The sequence below is a fragment of the Burkholderia cenocepacia genome (assembly GCF_014211915.1).
Taxonomy (GTDB): domain Bacteria; phylum Pseudomonadota; class Gammaproteobacteria; order Burkholderiales; family Burkholderiaceae; genus Burkholderia; species Burkholderia orbicola.
In genome coordinates this window covers 797,130-814,609 of sequence record NZ_CP060040.1, presented here as the reverse complement: position 1 = coordinate 814,609, position 17,480 = coordinate 797,130, and the positions used below count along the sequence as shown (strand labels likewise).

Below are 17,480 nucleotides of genomic sequence, written 5' to 3'. Positions count from 1 at the left end.
CGGTCGTGGCCTGCGTCAGCGTGCGGACGCGCCGTCGTGCACCGCAAAGCCGGCATTCTTCTGACGGAAGCGATACCCGATCGCGAGCACCGCGAGCCATACCGGGATCAGGTACACCGACAGACGGAGATCCGGCGTCAGGTACATCACGACGAGAATGCCGGCCATGAATGCCAGGCACAGGTAATTCGTGAAAGGATAGCCCAGACTGCGGAAGGAAGTCTCCTCCCCGGCAGCACGCTTGGCCTGGCGGAACTTCAGGTGGATCAGGGTGATCATCGCCCAGTTGATGATCAGCGCCGACACGACGAGGCCCATCAGCACCTCGAACGCCTTGCCCGGCATGAAGTAGTTGACCAGCACGCACACGCCGGTCGCGAGCGCCGACGCGCCGAGCGCGGCAAGCGGGATGCCGCGCTTGTTCACCGAGCACAGCACCTTCGGCGCGTTGCCCTGCTGCGCGAGGCCGAACAGCATGCGGCTGTTGCTGTACACGCCGCTGTTGTAGACCGACAGCGCGGCCGTCAGCACGACGACGTTCAGCACGTTCGCGACCAGGTTGCTGCTCAGCGCGTGGAAGATCAGCACGAACGGGCTGCCGCCGGTGACGACCTTCTCCCACGGATACAGCGACAGCAGCACGGCCAGCGCGCCGATGTAGAAAATCAGGATGCGGTAGATGACCTGGTTGGTCGCACGCGGAATGCTGCGCTTCGGATCGTCGGCCTCGGCCGCGGTGATGCCGATCAGCTCCAGCCCGCCGAACGAGAACATGATCGCGGCCATCGACATCACGAGCCCCGACACGCCGTTCGGGAAGAAACCGCCGTGCTGCCACAGGTTCGCGATGCTCGCTTCAGGCCCTGCATGGCCACTTGCGAGCAGCCAGCCGCCGAAGCCGATCATCCCGACGATCGCGGCGACCTTGATGATCGAGAACCAGAATTCCGTCTCGCCGTACGATTTCACGCTCGCCAGGTTCAGCAGGTTGATCGCGACGAAGAACACGAGCGCCGACACCCAGGTCGGCACGCCCGGCCACCAGTACTGCACGTAGATCCCGACGGCCGACAGTTCGGCCATGCTGACGAGGATGTACAGCACCCAGTAGTTCCAGCCGGACAGGAAACCGGTGAAGTGGCCGACGTATTTGTCGGCGAAGTAGCTGAACGAGCCCGCGACGGGCTCGTCGACGACCATCTCGCCGAGCTGACGCATGATGAAGAACGCAACGATGCCGGCCACCGCATAGCCGAGCAGCACGGACGGGCCGGCCATCTTGATCGTCTGCGCGATGCCGAGGAACAGCCCCGTGCCGAGCGCGCCGCCGAGCGCAATCAGCTGGATGTGCCGGTTCTTCAGCCCGCGCTTCAGGCCGTCGCTCTCGTTTCCAGAAACCATGTCTTCTCCACTCTGTCCGCCTCCGCCTGCGGCGGGGTGCGGCGCGCCTCGGTGTGCCGGGCGCTGTTTTTACTGTGCCGGCGGCCGTTCGTGGGGGCGCCGGGTTGGGGACTGCAATCTTCGCGTGGTGGCGGCACCGATTCGCGTCGGCGTGCCGGCCTGATTGGCCGCCGACTCGTCCGCCCCCGCCGCATTGCTGCGGCCGCACACGAAAATCCGGCGTCAGTTTAGCGTCGCGACGGCGAAATCGGGTTGCGTAACCCGCTCATGCAAACCCTACATTATGAGATAAGATTGCATCCAGGAGACAGATGAGGAAACAAAAATGCCTGAACCGGTTCTCGATCGCATCGATCGCCACTTGCTGTCGGTGTTGCAGGAGAACGGCCGCGCGTCGAACCTCGACCTGGCGAAGGCCGTCGGCCTGTCGCCCGCGCAGACGCTGCGGCGCCACCGGCGGCTGGAGGAGATCGGCGCGATCCGCCGTTACGAAACGCGGCTGTGCCCCGATACGCTCGGCTTCGGCGTCACCGCGTTCGTGCACGTGACGATGGAGCGCGGGCATATCCGCGATTTGTCGAAGTTCCAGAAGCTCGTGTCGGATCTCGCGCAGATCCAGGAATGCTTCTCGGTGACGGGCGATATCGATTACGTGCTGAAAGTCGTCGCGCACGATCTGAAGGGGTTGTCGACGTTCCTGCTCGAAACGCTGATGCGCATTCCCGGCGTGAGCGGCGTGCATTCGAGCGTGTGCCTCGACGAGATCAAGTGTACGAGTGCGATGCCGGTGGAAAGCTGACCCATGTGGCGCGCCGGGCTGATGCGTTTACCGCACCGCCTCGAACGCACTGATCAACAACGCGCCCGCCGCGATCACCGCGCACCCGGTCGCCCGGCGCGGCGTCAGCCGCTCGCCGAGATACACACGCGCGATCAACGCCGCGAACACCACGCTCGTCTCCCTCAGCGCCGACACCGGGCCCATCGGCGCGCGGTCCATCGCCCAGATCACGATGCCGTACGCGAGTGCAGCGAACACCCCGCCGCAGGCGGCCTTCACCGTCTCGCCGACCTCCTGCGTGAGCCGCAACGGCCCCGCCCGCAACCGGTAGTACACGGCCATCAGCGCGCCGGTCAGCACGAACATCCATGCGGTATAGCCGACCGTGCTGCCGCTCTCGCGCACACCGATCCCGTCCACCACGCTATAGGCCGCGATCGACACGCCGGTCGCGAACGCGGTCGGCAGTACCTGCGTCATCCGGTGTTTCGCGCCGCGCCCGCGCTCCAGCCCGATCGCCATGATGCCCGCGCAGATCAGCACGAGCCCGCATTGCGCGCCGACGTTCAGGCGCTCGCCCGCGAACGCGGCCGCGCCGAGCGTGACGAGCAGCGGCGCGGTGCCGCGCGCGACCGGGTACGCGACGCTCAGGTCGCCGTGCTCGTACGCGCGGACGAGCAGCAGCGTATAGACGACGTGGAGCACGGCAGACGCGACGACGCAGAGCCAGCTCGATGGCGTGATCGGCGCGGCAGCCGGCAGGAACAGCAGCGCGAACAGCCCGATCGCGATCTGCAGCACCGTGGCCGAGCGCAGCCGGTCGCCGCTGCTGCGCACCAGCGCATTCCATGACGCGTGCAGGAACGCCGCGCACAGAACGGCAAACAGAACGGGGATCGGCACGCTCAATACTCCCTGACGGTCGGAAGCCGCGCGGTGCGCGGCGGGCGTTCATCGTATGAATGCGTCACCGAATTGTCAAAAAAGCGACGCACGACGCCCCGTAAAAGATCGGGCCGGGTGCTCCCTGCCGCCCGCCCGGCATCGCTTGCGCCGCAAGCGACCCGCACGCCGCGACATGTGACGCGGAGGTTGCCAGCGGTCCGCCCCTTTCCGTTCTCTTTCGCATCGCGCCGCGCCGTAATGAAACCGATACCGGAGCGCAACCGTCGCGAAAACACTCCGTCCCCATATCTTCATACGCGGCTGTTCCAATGCGCGTGCTCCCTCACGAGCTCCGCGCCGAACCGACACGGCGACGGAGCCGTTCTCCACCATCGAAGGCCTTACCCTGGAGTTTTCCGATGTTCCGTCAAGCCTTGCTTGTCACCGCCTGCGCCGGCGCCACGCTTGCGCTGTTCGCCTGCGGCGGCAGCGACGATTCCACGCCGGCGCCCGTCGTCTCGTCGCAGGATGCGCTGCAGACCGCCACGCCGATCAAGCACGTCGTCGTGATCTACGGCGAAAACATCTCGTTCGACCACTACTTCGGCACCTACCCGAACGCGACGAACCCGTCGGGCGAACCGGCGTTCACCGCCAAATCCGGCACGCCGACGCCGAACGGCCTGACGGGCACGCTGCTCACCGCGAACCCGAACTTCACGAACACGGCCAACGGCACCGACGCGGCGAACCCGTTCCGCCTCGACCGCACGCAGGCCGCGACCGCCGACCAGAACCACGCGTACACGGCCGAACAGCAGGCCGAGGACAACGGCCTCGCCGACCTGTTCCCGAAGTACACGGGCAAGGGCTCGTCCGGCGGCGCCGGCGCGTTCGGCACGAAGGGCCAGGTGATGGGCTACTTCGACGGCAACACGGTGACCGCGCTGTGGAACTACGCGCAGCGCTTCGCGATGAGCGACAACACGTTCACGACGGGCTACGGGCCGTCGACGCCGGGTGCGCTGAACGTCGTCGCGGGGCAGACCAACGGGATGCAGATCGTCAAGACGTCGAAGCAGCCGTCGACGCTCGCCGCCAGCTCGTACTACATCAATGACGGCCAGGGCGGCCTCACGATGATCAACGACGTCGATCCGGGCTTCGACGTGTGTTCGAGCACGACCGACCAGGCGATGATGACCGGCAAGAACATCGGCGACCTGCTGAATGCCGCGAAGATCACGTGGGGCGGCTTCATGGGCGGCTTCAACCTGTCGACGACGAACGGCAACGGCACGACGGGCTGCGCGCGCAGCACGGTCGCTACCGCCGTGAACGCCGCGACGGCCGACTACATCCCGCACCACAACTGGTTCCAGTACTACGCGTCGACCGCGAACCCGCAACACACGCGCCCGAGCTCGATCGCGGCGATCGGCTCGAGCGTCCAGACCGACGGCAAGACGGCCGAACCGGCGAACCACCAGTACGACACCGACGACTTCTTCGCCGCCGTGAAGGCCGGCAACTTCCCGTCGGTCAGCTACCTGAAGGCGCCGGCCGCGCAGGACGGGCATGCGGGCTATTCGGATCCGCTCGATGAGCAGGCGTTCGTGACGAAGGTCGTCAACTTCCTGCAGCAGCAGCCGGACTGGCAGAACACGGCCGTGATCGTCACCTATGACGACTCGGACGGCTGGTACGACCACGTGTACACGGCGCCGACGCACGCATCGTCGGACCCGGTCGACCAGCTCAACGGCGCCGGCAAGTGCGGCACGGGTGGCACCACCGGCGTGAACGGCGCGACCGTGAACGGCCGCTGCGGCCCGGGCGTGCGTATTCCGCTCGTCGTGATCTCGCCGTATGCGAAGCAGAACTACGTCGATCACACAATGCTCGACCAGTCGTCCGTCGTGCGCTTCATCGAGGACAACTGGCTCGGCGGCCAGCGGATCGGCGGCGGCTCGTTCGATGCGACGGCGGGCGACCTGCGCAACCTGTTCGACTTCACGTCGAAGCCGAACACGACGCCGCTGTATCTCGACCCGACGCTCGGCACCGCGTTGAGCGCGGCTCCGGCGATCTGACCGTCACGGCATGACCGCATGGCCGGCGCATCACGCGCCGGCCGTTTCCATTTAACGCGTCGCTTCGTGCGACGCCCGATTTTCGATCGACAGCATGACAGCTCGCCCCGCCTTTCCGTCCCCCGACGCCTCCGGCACGCCCGTGCCGCGCGCCCCTTCCCGCTTGCTGCGCCGCGTGGCGTTCGTGCTAGGCGCGGCCGTGATCGGCTATGGCGCGTTCGCGATCGCGTTTCCCGCCCAGGTGCCGGCGGCGATCGGCACCGTGGTCGCCGACTGGACCGGCGCGAATCCGCATCCGGTCGTGTTGCAGCGGCCCGCCGCGCAGCCGCTGTCGGCGGTCGCGCAGCTCGGGCGCGCGCTGTTCCACGATCCGTCGCTGTCCGCATCGGGCAAGCAGTCGTGCGCGTCGTGCCATAGTCCCGATCATGCGTATGGCCCACCGAATGCGCTCGACGTGCAACCGGGCGGCCTCGCGATGACGCAGCAGGGCTATCGTCCGCCGCCGTCGCTGATGTACCTGTACCGCCAGCCGAATTTCAGCATCGGCCCCGACGCCGGTGAAAACGACGCCGCGCCGAGCGTCGCGCAGCAGGCCACGGCGGCGGCCGGCGTCGTCAAGGCGCAGAAGGTGGCCGGTACGTCGGCCGCGCCGCAGCTCGTGCCGCAAGGCGGGATGTTCTGGGACGGCCGCGCCGATACGCTGCAGCAACAGGCGTTCGGCCCGCTGCTGAATCCGGTCGAGATGGCGAATGCGAGCGTCGACGACGTCGCACGCAAGCTCGCGCAGTCGTCGCATCGCGCGCAATTCGAGCAGCTGTTCGGCGCGCGCGTGTTCTCCACGCCGCAGCTCGCGGTGTCGGAAGCGATGTTCGCGATCGCGCGCTATCAGGTCGAGGATCCGTCGTTCCATCCGTACGACAGCAAGTACGACCGCTGGCTCGAAGGCCGCGCGCGCCTCACGCAGGCCGAACTGCGCGGGCTGCGCCTGTTCAACGATCCGGACAAGGCGAATTGCGCGGGCTGCCACCTGTCGAAGCCCGGCAAGGACGGGCTGCCGCCGATGTTTACCGATTACCAGTACGAGGCGCTCGGCGCGCCGCGCAACCGGGCGCTCGCGCAGAACCGCAACCCGGCGTTCTACGATCTCGGCGTGTGCGGGCCGTTCCGCGACGACCTGAAGGACCAGACACAGTATTGCGGGATGTTCCTGACGCCGACGCTGCGTAATTCGGCGACACGCCACGTGTTCTTCCACAACGGCGTATTCCACACGCTCGACCAGGTGATGGCGTTCTACAACGAGCGCAGCATCTCGCCGCAGAAGTTCTATTCGCGCGGCGCGGACGGCAAGGTCGACGAATACGACGACATTCCGCCGAAATATCGCGCGAACGTCGACGTGACCGATGCGCCGTTCGATCGCAAGCCGGGCGACAAACCCGCGATGACGGCGCAGGACATCAAGGATATCGAAGCGTTCCTCGGCACGCTGACGGACGCCCCGGCGCAGCACTGAGCGCCGGCCGGGCGCCGCGCCGGGTCAGCAGCGCGCGCGGATGCACAGGAAGGCCGGTGCCAGCGACAGCTCCGCGTGGAGCCGTTCGGATACGGCTTTCATTTCCGGCAGCGGCGTCGGTTCGACGAAGCGCTCGAGCCGCCAGCCGCCGTCGGCGACCGCGTTCAGGATGTCGGCGAGCGGCCGCCGCCACGCTTCGACGTACGGCTTCGGCTCGCCGAACCCCGACCAGTGGAAACCGAAGCGGGACGTGTCGAAATACGTACCGTCGCCGCGCGTGCGTTCGTCCATCCAGTCGCGCATCGGATGCGCCATCGAGAACACGAGCGTTCCGCCCGGCCGCGCGACGCGCCGGAATTCGCGCAGCGTCGGCGCGAGATCGCGCACGTAGTCGAGCGCGAGCGAGCACAGCACCTTGTCGACCGACGCGTCGGGCAGCCACGCGAGCGGCGCCTCCAGGTCGCCTTCCCTGACGTCGACCGGCAGGCCCGCGCAACGCGTCCTTGCGAGCGCAACCATCTCCGGCGTCACGTCGAACGCATGCACGGTCGCGCCGTGACCGGCGAGATGCGCGCTGCAGATGCCGGGCCCGCAGCCGGCGTCGAGCACCGTCAGGCCTGCTACGTCGCCGAGCAGCGCCATGGATGCCGGCCGCTCGTAGAGCGCGTTGTGCGCCTTCGTCGGCGCGAGGTCCGCATAGCGTTGCGCGAAGCTCGCGTAAGCGCGGCGGCCGGGCGATTCGTTCGGGTCGTTCGGTTCGGTCATGCGGTATCCGTCGGTCGAAACTGGGCAGGCCGATTCTGCCCGATCGGATGACGGATGGCGACTGCCGTCACAGGTAGGTCAGGACAGGCTGTCGAGCAACCGATACCACGCGACCCCGGCCGCGATATAGAAGCGCTGCAGCCCGTGCAACGGAATGGGCCGGATCGGCGTGACGCGGAATGGCAGCGGCAATTGCGCATCGCCCGACAGATGCGCGGCCAGATGCTTGCCGAGCGTCGTCGCCATCGCGATGCCGCGGCCGTTGTAGCCGAGCGCGATCGTCACGCCCGGCGCGGGCTCGTGCACGTGCGGCAGGAAATCCGCGGTGATCGCGACGCGCCCCGCCCAGCGGTATTCGAACCGGACGCCCTTCAGTTGCGGATACAGCAGCGTCGTCGCGCGTTCGAGATGGCGCCAGTCGCTCGGCGCGCGCGGTTCGGCGAACGGGCCGCGGCCGCCCATCAGCAGGCGGCCGGCCGCGTCACGGCGAAAGTACAGCAGCAGACGGCGCGCATCCGATGCGACCTCGCCGCCGGCGAGGATGTCGCGGCCGAGCGCCGGTGCGAGCGGCTCCGTCGCGACGATGAAACTGTTCGCGGCGATCACCGACTGGCGCAAGCCGGGCCACAGCCCGTCCGTGTAGCCGTTGGTCGCGATCACGACGCGCTCGGCCGACAGCGTCGCGCCGCCGGACGTCGCGACCCGCCAGCGGCCGTCGGCACGTGTCAGCCCGACGGCACGGGTCGCTCCGTGCACGACCGCCCCGCTCGCCTGAGCTGCCCGCACGAGACCGCGCGTATAGCTGAGCGGCTGCACGCTGCCGGCACGGCGATCGATCCAGCCGCCCGCATACGCTGGCGTACCGAGCCGTCGCGCGACGTCGTCCCGGCCGAGCACGTCGACCGGCGCGCCGCGCGCCGCCCATTGCTGCGCACGGCGTGCAACCGTGTCGAGCATCGCTGTGGTCGGCGCGGGTTGAATCCACCCCTCGCGACGCGCATCGCAGTCGATCGCGTGCCGCGCGATCAGGTCGAACACGGTATCGGCCGCGCCGCCGACGATGCCGGCAAGCCGCTCGCCGGCATCGTCGCCGAACCGGCGGACCAGTTCGTCGGGGTCGTATTTCAGCCCGGGAATCACTTGCCCGCCGTTGCGGCCCGATGCGCCCCAGCCCGGCTGCGCGCCATCGATCACGCGAACGTTCATGCCACGTTCGGCCAGATGCAGTGCGGTCGACAGGCCCGTGAAGCCGGCGCCGACGATCGCCACGTCGCACGACACCGACGCGTCGAGCGCGGGCGTATCGGGTGCCGGCGCGGCGGTCGCCGCCCACAGCGAATCCGGCCACTGCGCGTCGGGCCGTCCGGGTGCCGCATTCGTTGCGCTCATGTTCGATCCGGGTGGTCGGCGCCGTCCGACGCCAGCAGGCGACGCAGGAATTCCTGCGTGCGGGGATGGCTCGGCTGCGTCAGCACCGCGCGTGCCGGCCCGCTTTCGCAGATCGTGCCGTCGTGCAGGAAGCACACGCGATCGGCCACCTCGCGGGCGAATGCCATTTCGTGCGTGACGACCACCATGGTCATCCCGTCGCGGGCCAGCCCGCGCATCACGCCCAGCACTTCGCCGACGAGTTCGGGGTCGAGCGCCGACGTCGGCTCGTCGAACAGGATCGCCTGCGGCTCCATCGCAAGCGCACGCGCGATCGCGACGCGCTGCTGCTGCCCGCCCGACAGCTCCGACGGATACGCGTTCATCCGGTGCGCGAGGCCGACCTTGTCGAGCAGCGCGCGGGCCTGCTCGCGCGCCTGCGCGGCCGGCACGCGCCGCACGTGCACCGGCCCTTCCATCACGTTCTCGAGCGCCGTGCGGTGGGCAAACAGGTTGAAGCGCTGGAACACCATGCCGACCCGCATCCGCAGCTCGTGAATCCGCTTCGAATGCGCGTCGACCGTCACGCCGTCGATCGTGATCGACCCTTCGTCGTAGGTCTCGAAGCCGTTGATACAGCGCAGCACGGTCGACTTGCCGGAACCGGACGGCCCGATCAGGCACACGACTTCACCCTGCTGCACGTCGAGGCTCACGCCCTTCAGCACCGCGTGCTGCTGAAACCGTTTATGGATGGAATCGATCCGGATCATGCGCCCCTCCTCAGTGCGAGCCGCTTGCCGAGCCGGTTCACGCCGAACATCAGCGGCAGGCCGAGCGCGAGATACAGCAGCGCGACGAGCGTGTAGACACTCATGTTCTGGAACGTCGACGATGCGATCAGCTGGCCGGCACGCGTGATTTCCGCGACCGTGATCGTCGACGCGACCGACGAATCCTTCAGCAGCATCACCAGCGTGTTGCCGTACGGCGGCAGCGCGATGCGGAACGCCTGCGGCAGCACCACGCGCCGCATGATCATCGGGCCGCGCATGCCGATCGCATGCGCGGCTTCGATCTGGCCGCGGTCGATCGCCTCGATGCCGGCGCGGAAGTTCTCGGCCTGATACGCCGAATACGCGATGCCGAGGCCGAGCACGCCGGCCTGGAACGCCGACAGTTGCACGCCGAGATCGGGCAGCACGAAGTACATGTAGAACAGCTGCACGATGATCGGCAGCCCGCGGATCACGTTGACGATCGTGCTGCCGGCCGTCGCGACGGCACGATTGCGCGACACCTTCATCAACGCGAGGATCAGCCCGAGCACCGAGCTGAGCACGAACGCGCATGCGGTGATCTCGATCGTGACCACCGCGCCCTTCAGCAGGATCGGCAGGAAATCGATCGCGTTCTGGAAAAACATGAGGTCTCCTATGCGACGTCCGAACGGCACGCCGCTGGGGATGCCCGCGACGCGCGGGCGTTGCCGGTCGGGAATCGAGCGCCGACGCTCAGCTCATGTGCCACTTCTGCAGGATCTGCTGCAGCGTGCCGTCGCTCTTCATCTTGCGGATCGCACCGTTGAGCTGTTCGAGCGTCGCGTTGTCGCCCTTGCGCACGATGAAGCACACCTGACCCTTCACGACGCTCTGGTATTCGGGTACCAGCCGCACCTGGCGATTGACGCCGTGCTCGATCTGGTACGCGACAATCGGCTGGTCGGCGAAGCCGGCCTTGATACGGCCGAGCGCGACGTCGCGCATGATGTCGGCGATCGAGTCGTAGGTGCGGACTTCCTTGAAGATGCCCTTCTTGTTGAGCGCATCGACGAATGCCGTGCCGACCTGCGCGCCGACCACCTGGTCCTTGAAATCGTCCATCGACGTATAGCGGCCCGGATCGTCGGCCTTCACGATCAGGCCTTCGCCGAACGAGTAGACGGTGTCGGAGAAATCGACGACCTGCTGGCGCGCCGGCGTCTTCAGCATCGCGGCCGAGATGATGTCGATCTTCTGCGTGGTGAGCGACGGGATCAGCGCCGAGAACACGGTCTGCTGCACGTCGACGCGAAACCCGGCCGACTTCCCGGCCGCGGTGATCGCATCGACCATCATCCCCTGGATCGAATTGCTCTTGACGTCGAGAAACGTGAACGGCACGCCGGTGGCCGTCGCGCCGACCTTCAGCGTGGGCTCGGCGGCGACGCCGCTCGCCGAAGCCGTGGAGAGTGCGACACAGGTGACGAAACCGGCGGCCAGTGCGCCGAACCGCTTGATGAATGGAACCATGGTGACTCCTTCTCGAATAATCCGGGGCGCCGGCCGGTCGCTGATCGACACTGCGACGATGGCTTGATCTTAAAACGAATCAAAAACATCGCAAATAGATTTTTGCGTATCGATATTCGATACGATATGATGCGATATCGAATCGATCTCGCCCCTCGCCATGGAAACGTCGTCCGACCAAGCAAACGATCTGCTGTTCAACCAGTCGCTGGAAAAAGGGCTCAACGTGCTGCGCGCGTTCAGCGCGAAGCGGCGCACGATGACGCTGGCGGAAGTGGCCGACGCGGCGGGCATGACGAAAAGCTCCGCGCAGCGGATGGTCTATACGCTCGAGAAGCTCGGCTACATCCGCAAGCATCCGGTCACGCGGCGTTATCAGCTCACGCCGCACGTGATGCGGATCGGCTTCAACTATCTCGCGGCCGATACGTTGATCGACGTCGCGAATCCGTTCCTGTCCGAGCTGACGAACCTGACCGGCGAAACCACCAACCTCACCGAGCCGGACGAGGACGAAATGGTGTACGTCGCGCGTTTCGTGTCGACGAAGTTCGTGCCGATCCACATGCCGATCGGCAGCCGTATCCCGATGTACTGCACCGGCAGCGGCCGCGCGTTCCTGAGCGCGTTGCCACCCGGCGACGCACGCGCGCGGCTCGACGGCATGGTGCGTACGCCGCACACGCCGCGCACGGTCACGGCGCTGGACGATCTCGTCGCGTTGCTCGATGGCGCGCGGCGCGAAGGCTACGCGACCAACCAGGAAGAACTGTTCATCGGCGACATGTCGATTGCCGCGCCCGTGCTCGGCAGTCAGGGGCAGCCGGTCGCGGCCGTGCACGTGGTCGCGCCGACGAGCCGCTGGACGTTCGACGACGCGCGCCGCAAGCTCGCGCCGGCGGTGATCGACTGCGCGCGCGGGATCAGCAATTCGATCCGGACGCTTGAATAGCGTCGACGAAACGGCATACGGCGCGCCGTTGCATCGCGCAACGGCGTTCGATCGCTACTGCGGCTTGGGCGGATGCTCGGTTCGATAGGTACGGTTCGGACGCGATACGAGCTGCTTCGCTGCAGCGTCCAGTTCCTTGCCGTGATACAGGTCGATGCACTTCAGGAAGTCGAACTTCACATCCGCGACTTCCGATTCGACGACCGGATTCCGATAGTCGCGAGCCAGATACTTCGCAACCAGCGCATGAATGACGTCCGGCGCACGTTCCATGTCGTAGTAGGTCCAGTCGCGCAACGCGCTGATGCTGCTGCCGATGTCCTTGCTCGCGCCGGGCGCCTGCTTGTATGCGGCAGCCAGGCACTCCGCGAGCGCCATGTCCTTGAAGTTCTGGAGGTAAGTTCGTGAGCCGGCCTCGGGCGATGTTTGTGCGACGTCCTTCGCCACGACCATCGTCGGTTGAAACGCGATGCACGCCAACGCGGCAGCGATCCGGACTCCCCTCATGACAGGCTCCAAAAATTTGCGCGATCGGTACGATACCGCGCGCCCGGTTCGTTGAAGTAACAATGGTCGTAGCACGTCCGCCCGTTAAACAGCGTGGCGTGGCCCTGTGCATCGCTCCACCCCGACACCTCGAACAGGAGGACGCCCTGCCGACCCGCAAGTGGCCCTCCGTTCGACGGCGGGTATTTGACGCCCTCAGCCTTCCCCCAGCGTTGCTCGAGAAAACGAATCAAATCCCTGACACGGAAAAAGTATTGCCGATTGTCTCTGCCCGATACCGTTTGCTCGGGGATTCGCGGTATCACCATGCCAGCTTCACCCAGGATATAACTCATCCTCACCGCGCAAGTATTGCTCCATCGCTCTGTCGGATTCGGATTGTTGACGTTCTTCTCGACGTATCCACCTATCACTTTCGCAACGCGCTCACCGGAATTTGCCGGGTCGTAGATTCGCTGAGATGCCGCCCATGCAACGGCAAATGATGGTCGTTTCACTTTGGCTCCTTGTTGTTGAAATGAATTCGACTCGAGGGTAAGCGCATCGAAGACTCGCGACGGCTCATGTGCACCGAGAACCTTCGAATCCACCGAATCAGGGCGTCATGATGCACGGCGTGAAAGTTTTTTGTAAGGACGTCGGCTTGTCGGACTCCGATCCGTCTTCTGCTTCACCCCTCGTTTTCCCCGATCCCGTTCGCCTTGACTCCGCCGCCCCGATCGACAAAACTTCGCACATCGCCAGTGTGATCACAGATCGCAGATCAAACTCAGGAGCCCCGCCTTGCCGCCACGCATCGTCCCGCCCGCACTGAAAGTCATCGAACAGGAAACGATGGCCGACAAGGTCTATCAGCAACTGCGCGAAGCGCTGATGAGCGGCCGTTTCGCGCCCGGCCAGGCGCTGAGCCTGCGCAGCGTCGCCGAGGCGGTCGGCTCGTCGACGATGCCCGTGCGGGCCGCACTCACGCGGCTGCGCGCCGAACGCGCGCTGGTCGACGGCCCGAATCGCGCGCTCGTCGTCCCGCCGATGACGCTCGACATGCTCGACGAACTCCGCGACGTGCGCATCGCGCTCGAAGGCTGCATCGCCGAACGCGCGTGCGCCCGGATGACCGACGCGCAGATCGCGGCCGTGCGCAAGACCTGCGAGACGATGCAGGCACACGCCGAGGCCGGCCGCTCGCGTGCCTACCTGCAAAGCAATTTCGCGTTCCACAGTGCGATCTACGCGCACGGCGCCAGCGAAAACACGCTCGCGATCGTGGAGAACCTGTGGATGCGCGTCGGCCCGTTCCTCAACATGGTCGCGCTCGACATCCCGCACATGCGGCGCTCGATGGATGCGCACCGCGCGATCGTCGATGCGCTCGAACGGCGCGACGGCGCGGGCGTGCGGGCCGGCATCGCGCTCGACATCGGCGGCGCCGCGCATGATCTCGCCGAGACGCTGCGGGCCGAACAGACGCCGCGGAGCGTGAACGCGAAACCGTAGCGACCGCCTGCCACGGCCGCCCGACACGCGAGCGGCCGTCATTCCACAACACCAAAGATGGAGACAACCCGGCATGACAGCTTCCGACCTGCTGAAACCCTATGACGGCCTGCGCGTCCTCGTGACCGGCGGCGCGTCGGGCATCGGCCTCGAAATCGCCGACGCGTTCGCCGAATGCGGCGCGCGCGTGCACGTGTGCGATGCGTCGCAAGCCGCGATCGCGGCGCTCGCAGATCGGCCGCCGCGTGCCGCGACCGGCGCGATCAGCGCGACGCTGGCCGACGTGTCCGACCCGGCCGCCGTCGAGCGCGTGTTCGCCGACGTGTCGACCCGGCTCGGCGGCCTCGACGTGCTGGTCAACAACGCGGGCATTGCCGGCCCGACCGGCGGCATCGACGAAATCGACCCCATGCAGTGGGAGCAGACCGTCGCGATCAACCTGAACGCGCAATTCCAGTTCGCGCGCCGCGCGGTGCCGCTGCTGCGCGAGTCGAAACCCGGCGGCGCGATCATCGCGCTGTCGTCGGTCGCCGGCCGGCTCGGCTACGCGTTCCGCACACCGTATGCGGCGACCAAATGGGCGGTGGTCGGCCTCGTGAAAAGTCTCGCGATCGAACTCGGGCCGCTCGGCATCCGCGTGAACGCGATCCAGCCCGGCATCGTGCGCGGCCCGCGGATGCGCCGTGTGATCGAGGCGCGCGCGCAGCAGCTCGGCATCGGCTACGACGAAATGGAGCAGCGCTATCTCGAGAAGATCTCGCTGCGGCGCATGACCGATCCGGCCGAGATCGCCGCGACCGCGCTGTTCCTGTGTTCGCCGGGCGGGCACGGGATCACCGGGCAGGCGATCTCCGTCTGCGGCAACGTCGAAGTGCTCTGACGCCTCCTGCATCGTTCATCGAAAGGAATCCATCCGTGGCAAACGCTCGCAAAGTCATCATCACCTGTGCGCCGACCGGCGCGATCCATACGCCGTCGATGTCGCCGTACCTGCCCGTGACGCCGCACGAAATCGAAACGGCCGCGGTCGCGGCCGCGCAGGCCGGCGCGGCGATCCTGCACCTGCACGCACGCAACCCGTCCGACGGCAAGCCGACGCAGGACCCGGCCGTGTTCGCCGAGTTCCTGCCGCGCATCAAGGCGCGGACCGACGCGGTGATCAACCTCACGTCGGGCGGCAGCCCGCACATGACGGTCGACGAACGGCTGCAGCCGGCGCTGCATTTCCAGCCCGAGGTCGCGTCCTTGAACATGGGTTCGATGAACTTCGGGCTGTACCCGATGCTCGAGCGCTTCCGAGAGCTGAAGCATCCGTGGGAGCGCGAACATCTCGAGAAAAGCCGCGATCTCGTGTTCAAGAACACGTTCGCGGACATCGAGACGATCCTCACGCGCTGCGGCGCGAACGGCACGCGGTTCGAATTCGAGTGCTACGACATCTCGCACCTGTACAACCTCGCGCACTTCGTCGATCGCGGGCTCGCGAAGCCGCCGTTCTTCGTGCAAAGCGTGTTCGGCCTGCTCGGCGGGATCGGCGCGCATCCGGAGGACCTGATGCACATGCGCCGGACGGCCGACCGCCTGTTCGGCAGCGATTACGTGTGGTCGATCCTCGGCGCCGGGCGCAACCAGATTCCGCTCGCGACGATCGGCGCCGCGCAAGGCGCGAACGTGCGCGTCGGGCTCGAGGATTCGCTGTGGATCGCGCCCGGCAAGCTCGCGGAATCGAGCGCCGCGCAAGTCCTGAAAATGCGCCAGGTGCTCGAAGGCCTGTCGCTCGAGATCGCGACGCCGGCCGAGGCGCGCGCGATGCTCGCGCTCAAGGGCGGCGACGCGGTGAATTTCTGACCGCCGGGTAGCACCCCAACACCAGAACCCGCAAGCGCAGTGACAAGGCGCCGGCCCGAGCCGGCCGGTGCCAGGACGCCCTTGATCGCCCCGCTCCATGCGAGCGCCGCCGGCGCGGCTCCGTCGACTGCCCATCCGCTGCCTGCATCGCAGCGGCATTTGCCGAACGCGGCGCGCCGTGCTTGCCGTGCGCGCCGGTTCGCTCTTACCGGAGTCGTCCGCATGTCCACTCATCACGCTCAGGCATTGTCTTCCGCCGCCGGCGACGCGAACGCGTCGCTGAACCGGCTGCTGTTCCGCAAACTCATGCCGCTGCTGATCGCCGCCTATGTGATCAGCTTTCTCGACCGCACCAACATCGCGTTCGCCAAACACTCGATGGGCGTCGATCTCGGCATCTCATCGGCCGCGTACGGGCTCGGCGCGGGGCTGTTCTTTCTCACCTACGCGTTGTTCGAGATCCCGAGCAACCTGATCATGCATCGCGTCGGCGCGCGCTTCTGGATCACGCGGATCATGATCACGTGGGGCGCGCTGTCGGTCGCGATGGCGTTCGTCCGCGGCGAGACGTCGTTCTACGTGATGCGCCTGCTGCTCGGCGTGGCCGAAGCCGGCCTGTTTCCCGGCGTGATGCTGTATCTGACGTACTGGTTCGGCCGCGAGGAACGTGCGCGCGCCACCGGTTATTTCCTGCTCGGCGTGTGCATCGCCAACATCGTCGGCGGGCCGCTCGCCGGCGCGCTGATCGAGCTCGACGGCACGCTCGGCTTCCACGGCTGGCAATGGCTGTTCGTCGTCGAAGGCATTCCGGCGATCCTGCTCGCGTTCGTCGTGTGGACGCGATTGCCGGACCGTCCGAGCGCCGCGCCGTGGCTCGCCCCGGAAACCGGCCGCGCGCTCGAGCGCAAGCTGGCCGCCGAACAGGACGCGAGCGTCGCCGCGCACGGCGGCCATGCGTTCGGCGCCGCACTGCGCGACCCGCAGATCTGGCTCGCGATCTTCGTGTACTTCTGCCACCAGTTGACCATCTACACGGTGATCTTCTTCCTGCCGGGCATCATCGGCGCGTCGGGGCGGCTCTCGCCGGTCGCGGTCGGGTTGCTGACGTCGCTGCCCTGGCTCGCCGCCGCGCTGGGCGCCGGGACGCTGCCCCGCTTCGCCCGCGAGTCGCGTCATTCGCGCCGGATGCTGTGCGCGGGGCTGGTGGTCATGGCCGCCGGGATGGTCGGCGCCGCGCATGCGTCGCCGCTGGCGGGGCTGCTCTGCGTGTGCGTCGCGGCATCGATGTTCTTCGTCGTGCAGTCGATCGTGTTCACGTTTCCGGCGTCGCGGCTCGCCGGCAGCGCGCTGGCCGGCGGGCTCGGGCTCGTGAATACGTGCGGGTTGCTCGGCGGCTTCGTCGGGCCGACCGTCGTCGGCGCGATCGAACAGGCGACCGGCAATGCGAAGAACGGGCTGACGCTGCTGGCGGCCGCGCTCGTCGTCGCGGCGTTCGCGAGCCTCGCGTTGCGGCACGGGCACGAGCACGCCGACGTGCGGTCGCGCGGCTGAAGACAGCGAGATTCAGGCTGGCGAGATG

Annotated in this window: 17 protein-coding genes; 8 read left to right on the top strand and 9 right to left on the bottom strand. The window is 67.0% G+C overall.

Annotated features, from left to right (window positions below):
- Positions 1-15: 15 nt before the first annotated feature.
- On the bottom strand, positions 16-1,401 hold the full coding sequence (locus SY91_RS20125) for an amino acid permease (protein ID WP_023475720.1): 1,386 nt from the start codon (positions 1,399-1,401) through the stop codon (positions 16-18).
- Positions 1,402-1,726: 325 nt separating this feature from the next.
- Here SY91_RS20125 and SY91_RS20120 point away from each other — a divergent pair, with 325 nt between their 5' ends.
- A complete protein-coding gene (locus SY91_RS20120) occupies positions 1,727-2,200 on the top strand; it encodes an Lrp/AsnC family transcriptional regulator (protein WP_006479071.1) in 474 nt (157 codons plus the stop codon).
- A 27-nt stretch (positions 2,201-2,227) separates the two neighbouring features.
- On the opposite strand, the gene SY91_RS20115 is transcribed toward SY91_RS20120, so the two are convergent.
- Positions 2,228-3,085 carry an EamA family transporter gene (locus SY91_RS20115; RefSeq protein ID WP_023475718.1) on the bottom strand — a complete coding sequence of 286 codons (858 nt, stop codon included), beginning with the start codon at positions 3,083-3,085 and terminating at the stop codon, positions 2,228-2,230.
- A gap of 401 nt (positions 3,086-3,486) precedes the next feature.
- Here SY91_RS20115 and SY91_RS20110 point away from each other — a divergent pair, with 401 nt between their 5' ends.
- Together SY91_RS20110 and SY91_RS20105 are read left to right on the top strand one after the other, a co-directional pair.
- On the top strand, positions 3,487-5,160 hold the full coding sequence (locus tag SY91_RS20110; protein WP_023475717.1) for a phospholipase C: 1,674 nt from the start codon (positions 3,487-3,489) through the stop codon (positions 5,158-5,160).
- A gap of 94 nt (positions 5,161-5,254) precedes the next feature.
- Positions 5,255-6,676: a cytochrome-c peroxidase gene (locus SY91_RS20105; protein WP_006479074.1), complete on the top strand. Its 1,422-nt coding sequence runs from the start codon at positions 5,255-5,257 to the stop codon at positions 6,674-6,676.
- A gap of 24 nt (positions 6,677-6,700) precedes the next feature.
- Here SY91_RS20105 and SY91_RS20100 read toward each other — a convergent pair whose 3' ends face one another.
- From SY91_RS20100 to SY91_RS20080, 5 genes are all read right to left on the bottom strand, one after another.
- Entirely contained in the window at positions 6,701-7,441 is a 741-nt protein-coding gene (locus SY91_RS20100) for a class I SAM-dependent methyltransferase (RefSeq protein WP_006479075.1), read from the bottom strand.
- A gap of 78 nt (positions 7,442-7,519) precedes the next feature.
- Entirely contained in the window at positions 7,520-8,830 is a 1,311-nt protein-coding gene (locus SY91_RS20095) for an NAD(P)/FAD-dependent oxidoreductase (RefSeq protein WP_023475715.1), read from the bottom strand.
- Positions 8,827-9,582 carry an amino acid ABC transporter ATP-binding protein gene (locus SY91_RS20090; protein ID WP_023475714.1) on the bottom strand — a complete coding sequence of 252 codons (756 nt, stop codon included), beginning with the start codon at positions 9,580-9,582 and terminating at the stop codon, positions 8,827-8,829. Before SY91_RS20090 ends, SY91_RS20095 begins: the two co-directional genes overlap by 4 nt.
- Positions 9,579-10,235, bottom strand: a complete 657-nt coding sequence (locus SY91_RS20085; protein WP_023475713.1) for an amino acid ABC transporter permease — start codon at positions 10,233-10,235, stop codon at positions 9,579-9,581. Before SY91_RS20085 ends, SY91_RS20090 begins: the two co-directional genes overlap by 4 nt.
- An 88-nt stretch (positions 10,236-10,323) precedes the next feature.
- Complete coding sequence (locus SY91_RS20080) at positions 10,324-11,100, bottom strand: ABC transporter substrate-binding protein (protein ID WP_023475712.1); 777 nt, start codon at positions 11,098-11,100, stop codon at positions 10,324-10,326.
- A 160-nt stretch (positions 11,101-11,260) separates the two neighbouring features.
- Here SY91_RS20080 and SY91_RS20075 point away from each other — a divergent pair, with 160 nt between their 5' ends.
- Positions 11,261-12,052 (top strand): IclR family transcriptional regulator, encoded by a 792-nt coding sequence (locus tag SY91_RS20075; RefSeq protein ID WP_023475711.1) that lies wholly within the window; start codon positions 11,261-11,263, stop codon positions 12,050-12,052.
- A 54-nt stretch (positions 12,053-12,106) separates the two neighbouring features.
- Here SY91_RS20075 and SY91_RS20070 read toward each other — a convergent pair whose 3' ends face one another.
- Together SY91_RS20070 and SY91_RS20065 are read right to left on the bottom strand one after the other, a co-directional pair.
- Entirely contained in the window at positions 12,107-12,559 is a 453-nt protein-coding gene (locus tag SY91_RS20070; protein WP_006479081.1) for a type VI secretion system amidase immunity protein Tai4, read from the bottom strand.
- Positions 12,556-13,056: a type VI secretion system amidase effector protein Tae4 gene (locus tag SY91_RS20065; RefSeq protein WP_011547753.1), complete on the bottom strand. Its 501-nt coding sequence runs from the start codon at positions 13,054-13,056 to the stop codon at positions 12,556-12,558. The genes SY91_RS20070 and SY91_RS20065 overlap by 4 nt, the downstream gene beginning before the upstream one ends.
- Before the next feature lie 286 nt (positions 13,057-13,342).
- On the opposite strand from SY91_RS20065, the gene SY91_RS20060 reads away from it, so the two are divergent.
- The 4 genes from SY91_RS20060 (at position 13,343) to SY91_RS20045 (ending at position 17,452) form a co-directional block, all read left to right on the top strand.
- Positions 13,343-14,053 (top strand): GntR family transcriptional regulator, encoded by a 711-nt coding sequence (locus SY91_RS20060; protein ID WP_023475709.1) that lies wholly within the window; start codon positions 13,343-13,345, stop codon positions 14,051-14,053.
- Between the two features lie 73 nt (positions 14,054-14,126).
- Positions 14,127-14,933: an SDR family oxidoreductase gene (locus SY91_RS20055; protein WP_006479083.1), complete on the top strand. Its 807-nt coding sequence runs from the start codon at positions 14,127-14,129 to the stop codon at positions 14,931-14,933.
- A gap of 35 nt (positions 14,934-14,968) precedes the next feature.
- Positions 14,969-15,901 (top strand): 3-keto-5-aminohexanoate cleavage protein, encoded by a 933-nt coding sequence (locus tag SY91_RS20050; RefSeq protein ID WP_006479084.1) that lies wholly within the window; start codon positions 14,969-14,971, stop codon positions 15,899-15,901.
- A 222-nt stretch (positions 15,902-16,123) separates the two neighbouring features.
- A complete protein-coding gene (locus tag SY91_RS20045) occupies positions 16,124-17,452 on the top strand; it encodes an MFS transporter (RefSeq protein WP_023475708.1) in 1,329 nt (442 codons plus the stop codon).
- Positions 17,453-17,480 lie beyond the last annotated feature (28 nt).

Excerpts from the sequence above, each read along its gene's own strand:
- SY91_RS20125 (WP_023475720.1), bottom strand. The coding sequence starts at position 1,401 with ATGGTTTCTGGAAACGAGAGCGACGGCCTGAAGCGCGGGCTGAAGAAC.
- SY91_RS20120 (WP_006479071.1), top strand. The coding sequence starts at position 1,727 with ATGCCTGAACCGGTTCTCGATCGCATCGATCGCCACTTGCTGTCGGTG.
- SY91_RS20110 (WP_023475717.1), top strand. The coding sequence starts at position 3,487 with ATGTTCCGTCAAGCCTTGCTTGTCACCGCCTGCGCCGGCGCCACGCTT.
- SY91_RS20105 (WP_006479074.1), top strand. The coding sequence starts at position 5,255 with ATGACAGCTCGCCCCGCCTTTCCGTCCCCCGACGCCTCCGGCACGCCC.
- SY91_RS20100 (WP_006479075.1), bottom strand. The coding sequence starts at position 7,441 with ATGACCGAACCGAACGACCCGAACGAATCGCCCGGCCGCCGCGCTTAC.
- SY91_RS20095 (WP_023475715.1), bottom strand. The coding sequence starts at position 8,830 with ATGAGCGCAACGAATGCGGCACCCGGACGGCCCGACGCGCAGTGGCCG.
- SY91_RS20090 (WP_023475714.1), bottom strand. The coding sequence starts at position 9,582 with ATGATCCGGATCGATTCCATCCATAAACGGTTTCAGCAGCACGCGGTG.
- SY91_RS20085 (WP_023475713.1), bottom strand. The coding sequence starts at position 10,235 with ATGTTTTTCCAGAACGCGATCGATTTCCTGCCGATCCTGCTGAAGGGC.
- SY91_RS20080 (WP_023475712.1), bottom strand. The coding sequence starts at position 11,100 with ATGGTTCCATTCATCAAGCGGTTCGGCGCACTGGCCGCCGGTTTCGTC.
- SY91_RS20075 (WP_023475711.1), top strand. The coding sequence starts at position 11,261 with ATGGAAACGTCGTCCGACCAAGCAAACGATCTGCTGTTCAACCAGTCG.
- SY91_RS20070 (WP_006479081.1), bottom strand. The coding sequence starts at position 12,559 with ATGAGGGGAGTCCGGATCGCTGCCGCGTTGGCGTGCATCGCGTTTCAA.
- SY91_RS20055 (WP_006479083.1), top strand. The coding sequence starts at position 14,127 with ATGACAGCTTCCGACCTGCTGAAACCCTATGACGGCCTGCGCGTCCTC.
- SY91_RS20045 (WP_023475708.1), top strand. The coding sequence starts at position 16,124 with ATGTCCACTCATCACGCTCAGGCATTGTCTTCCGCCGCCGGCGACGCG.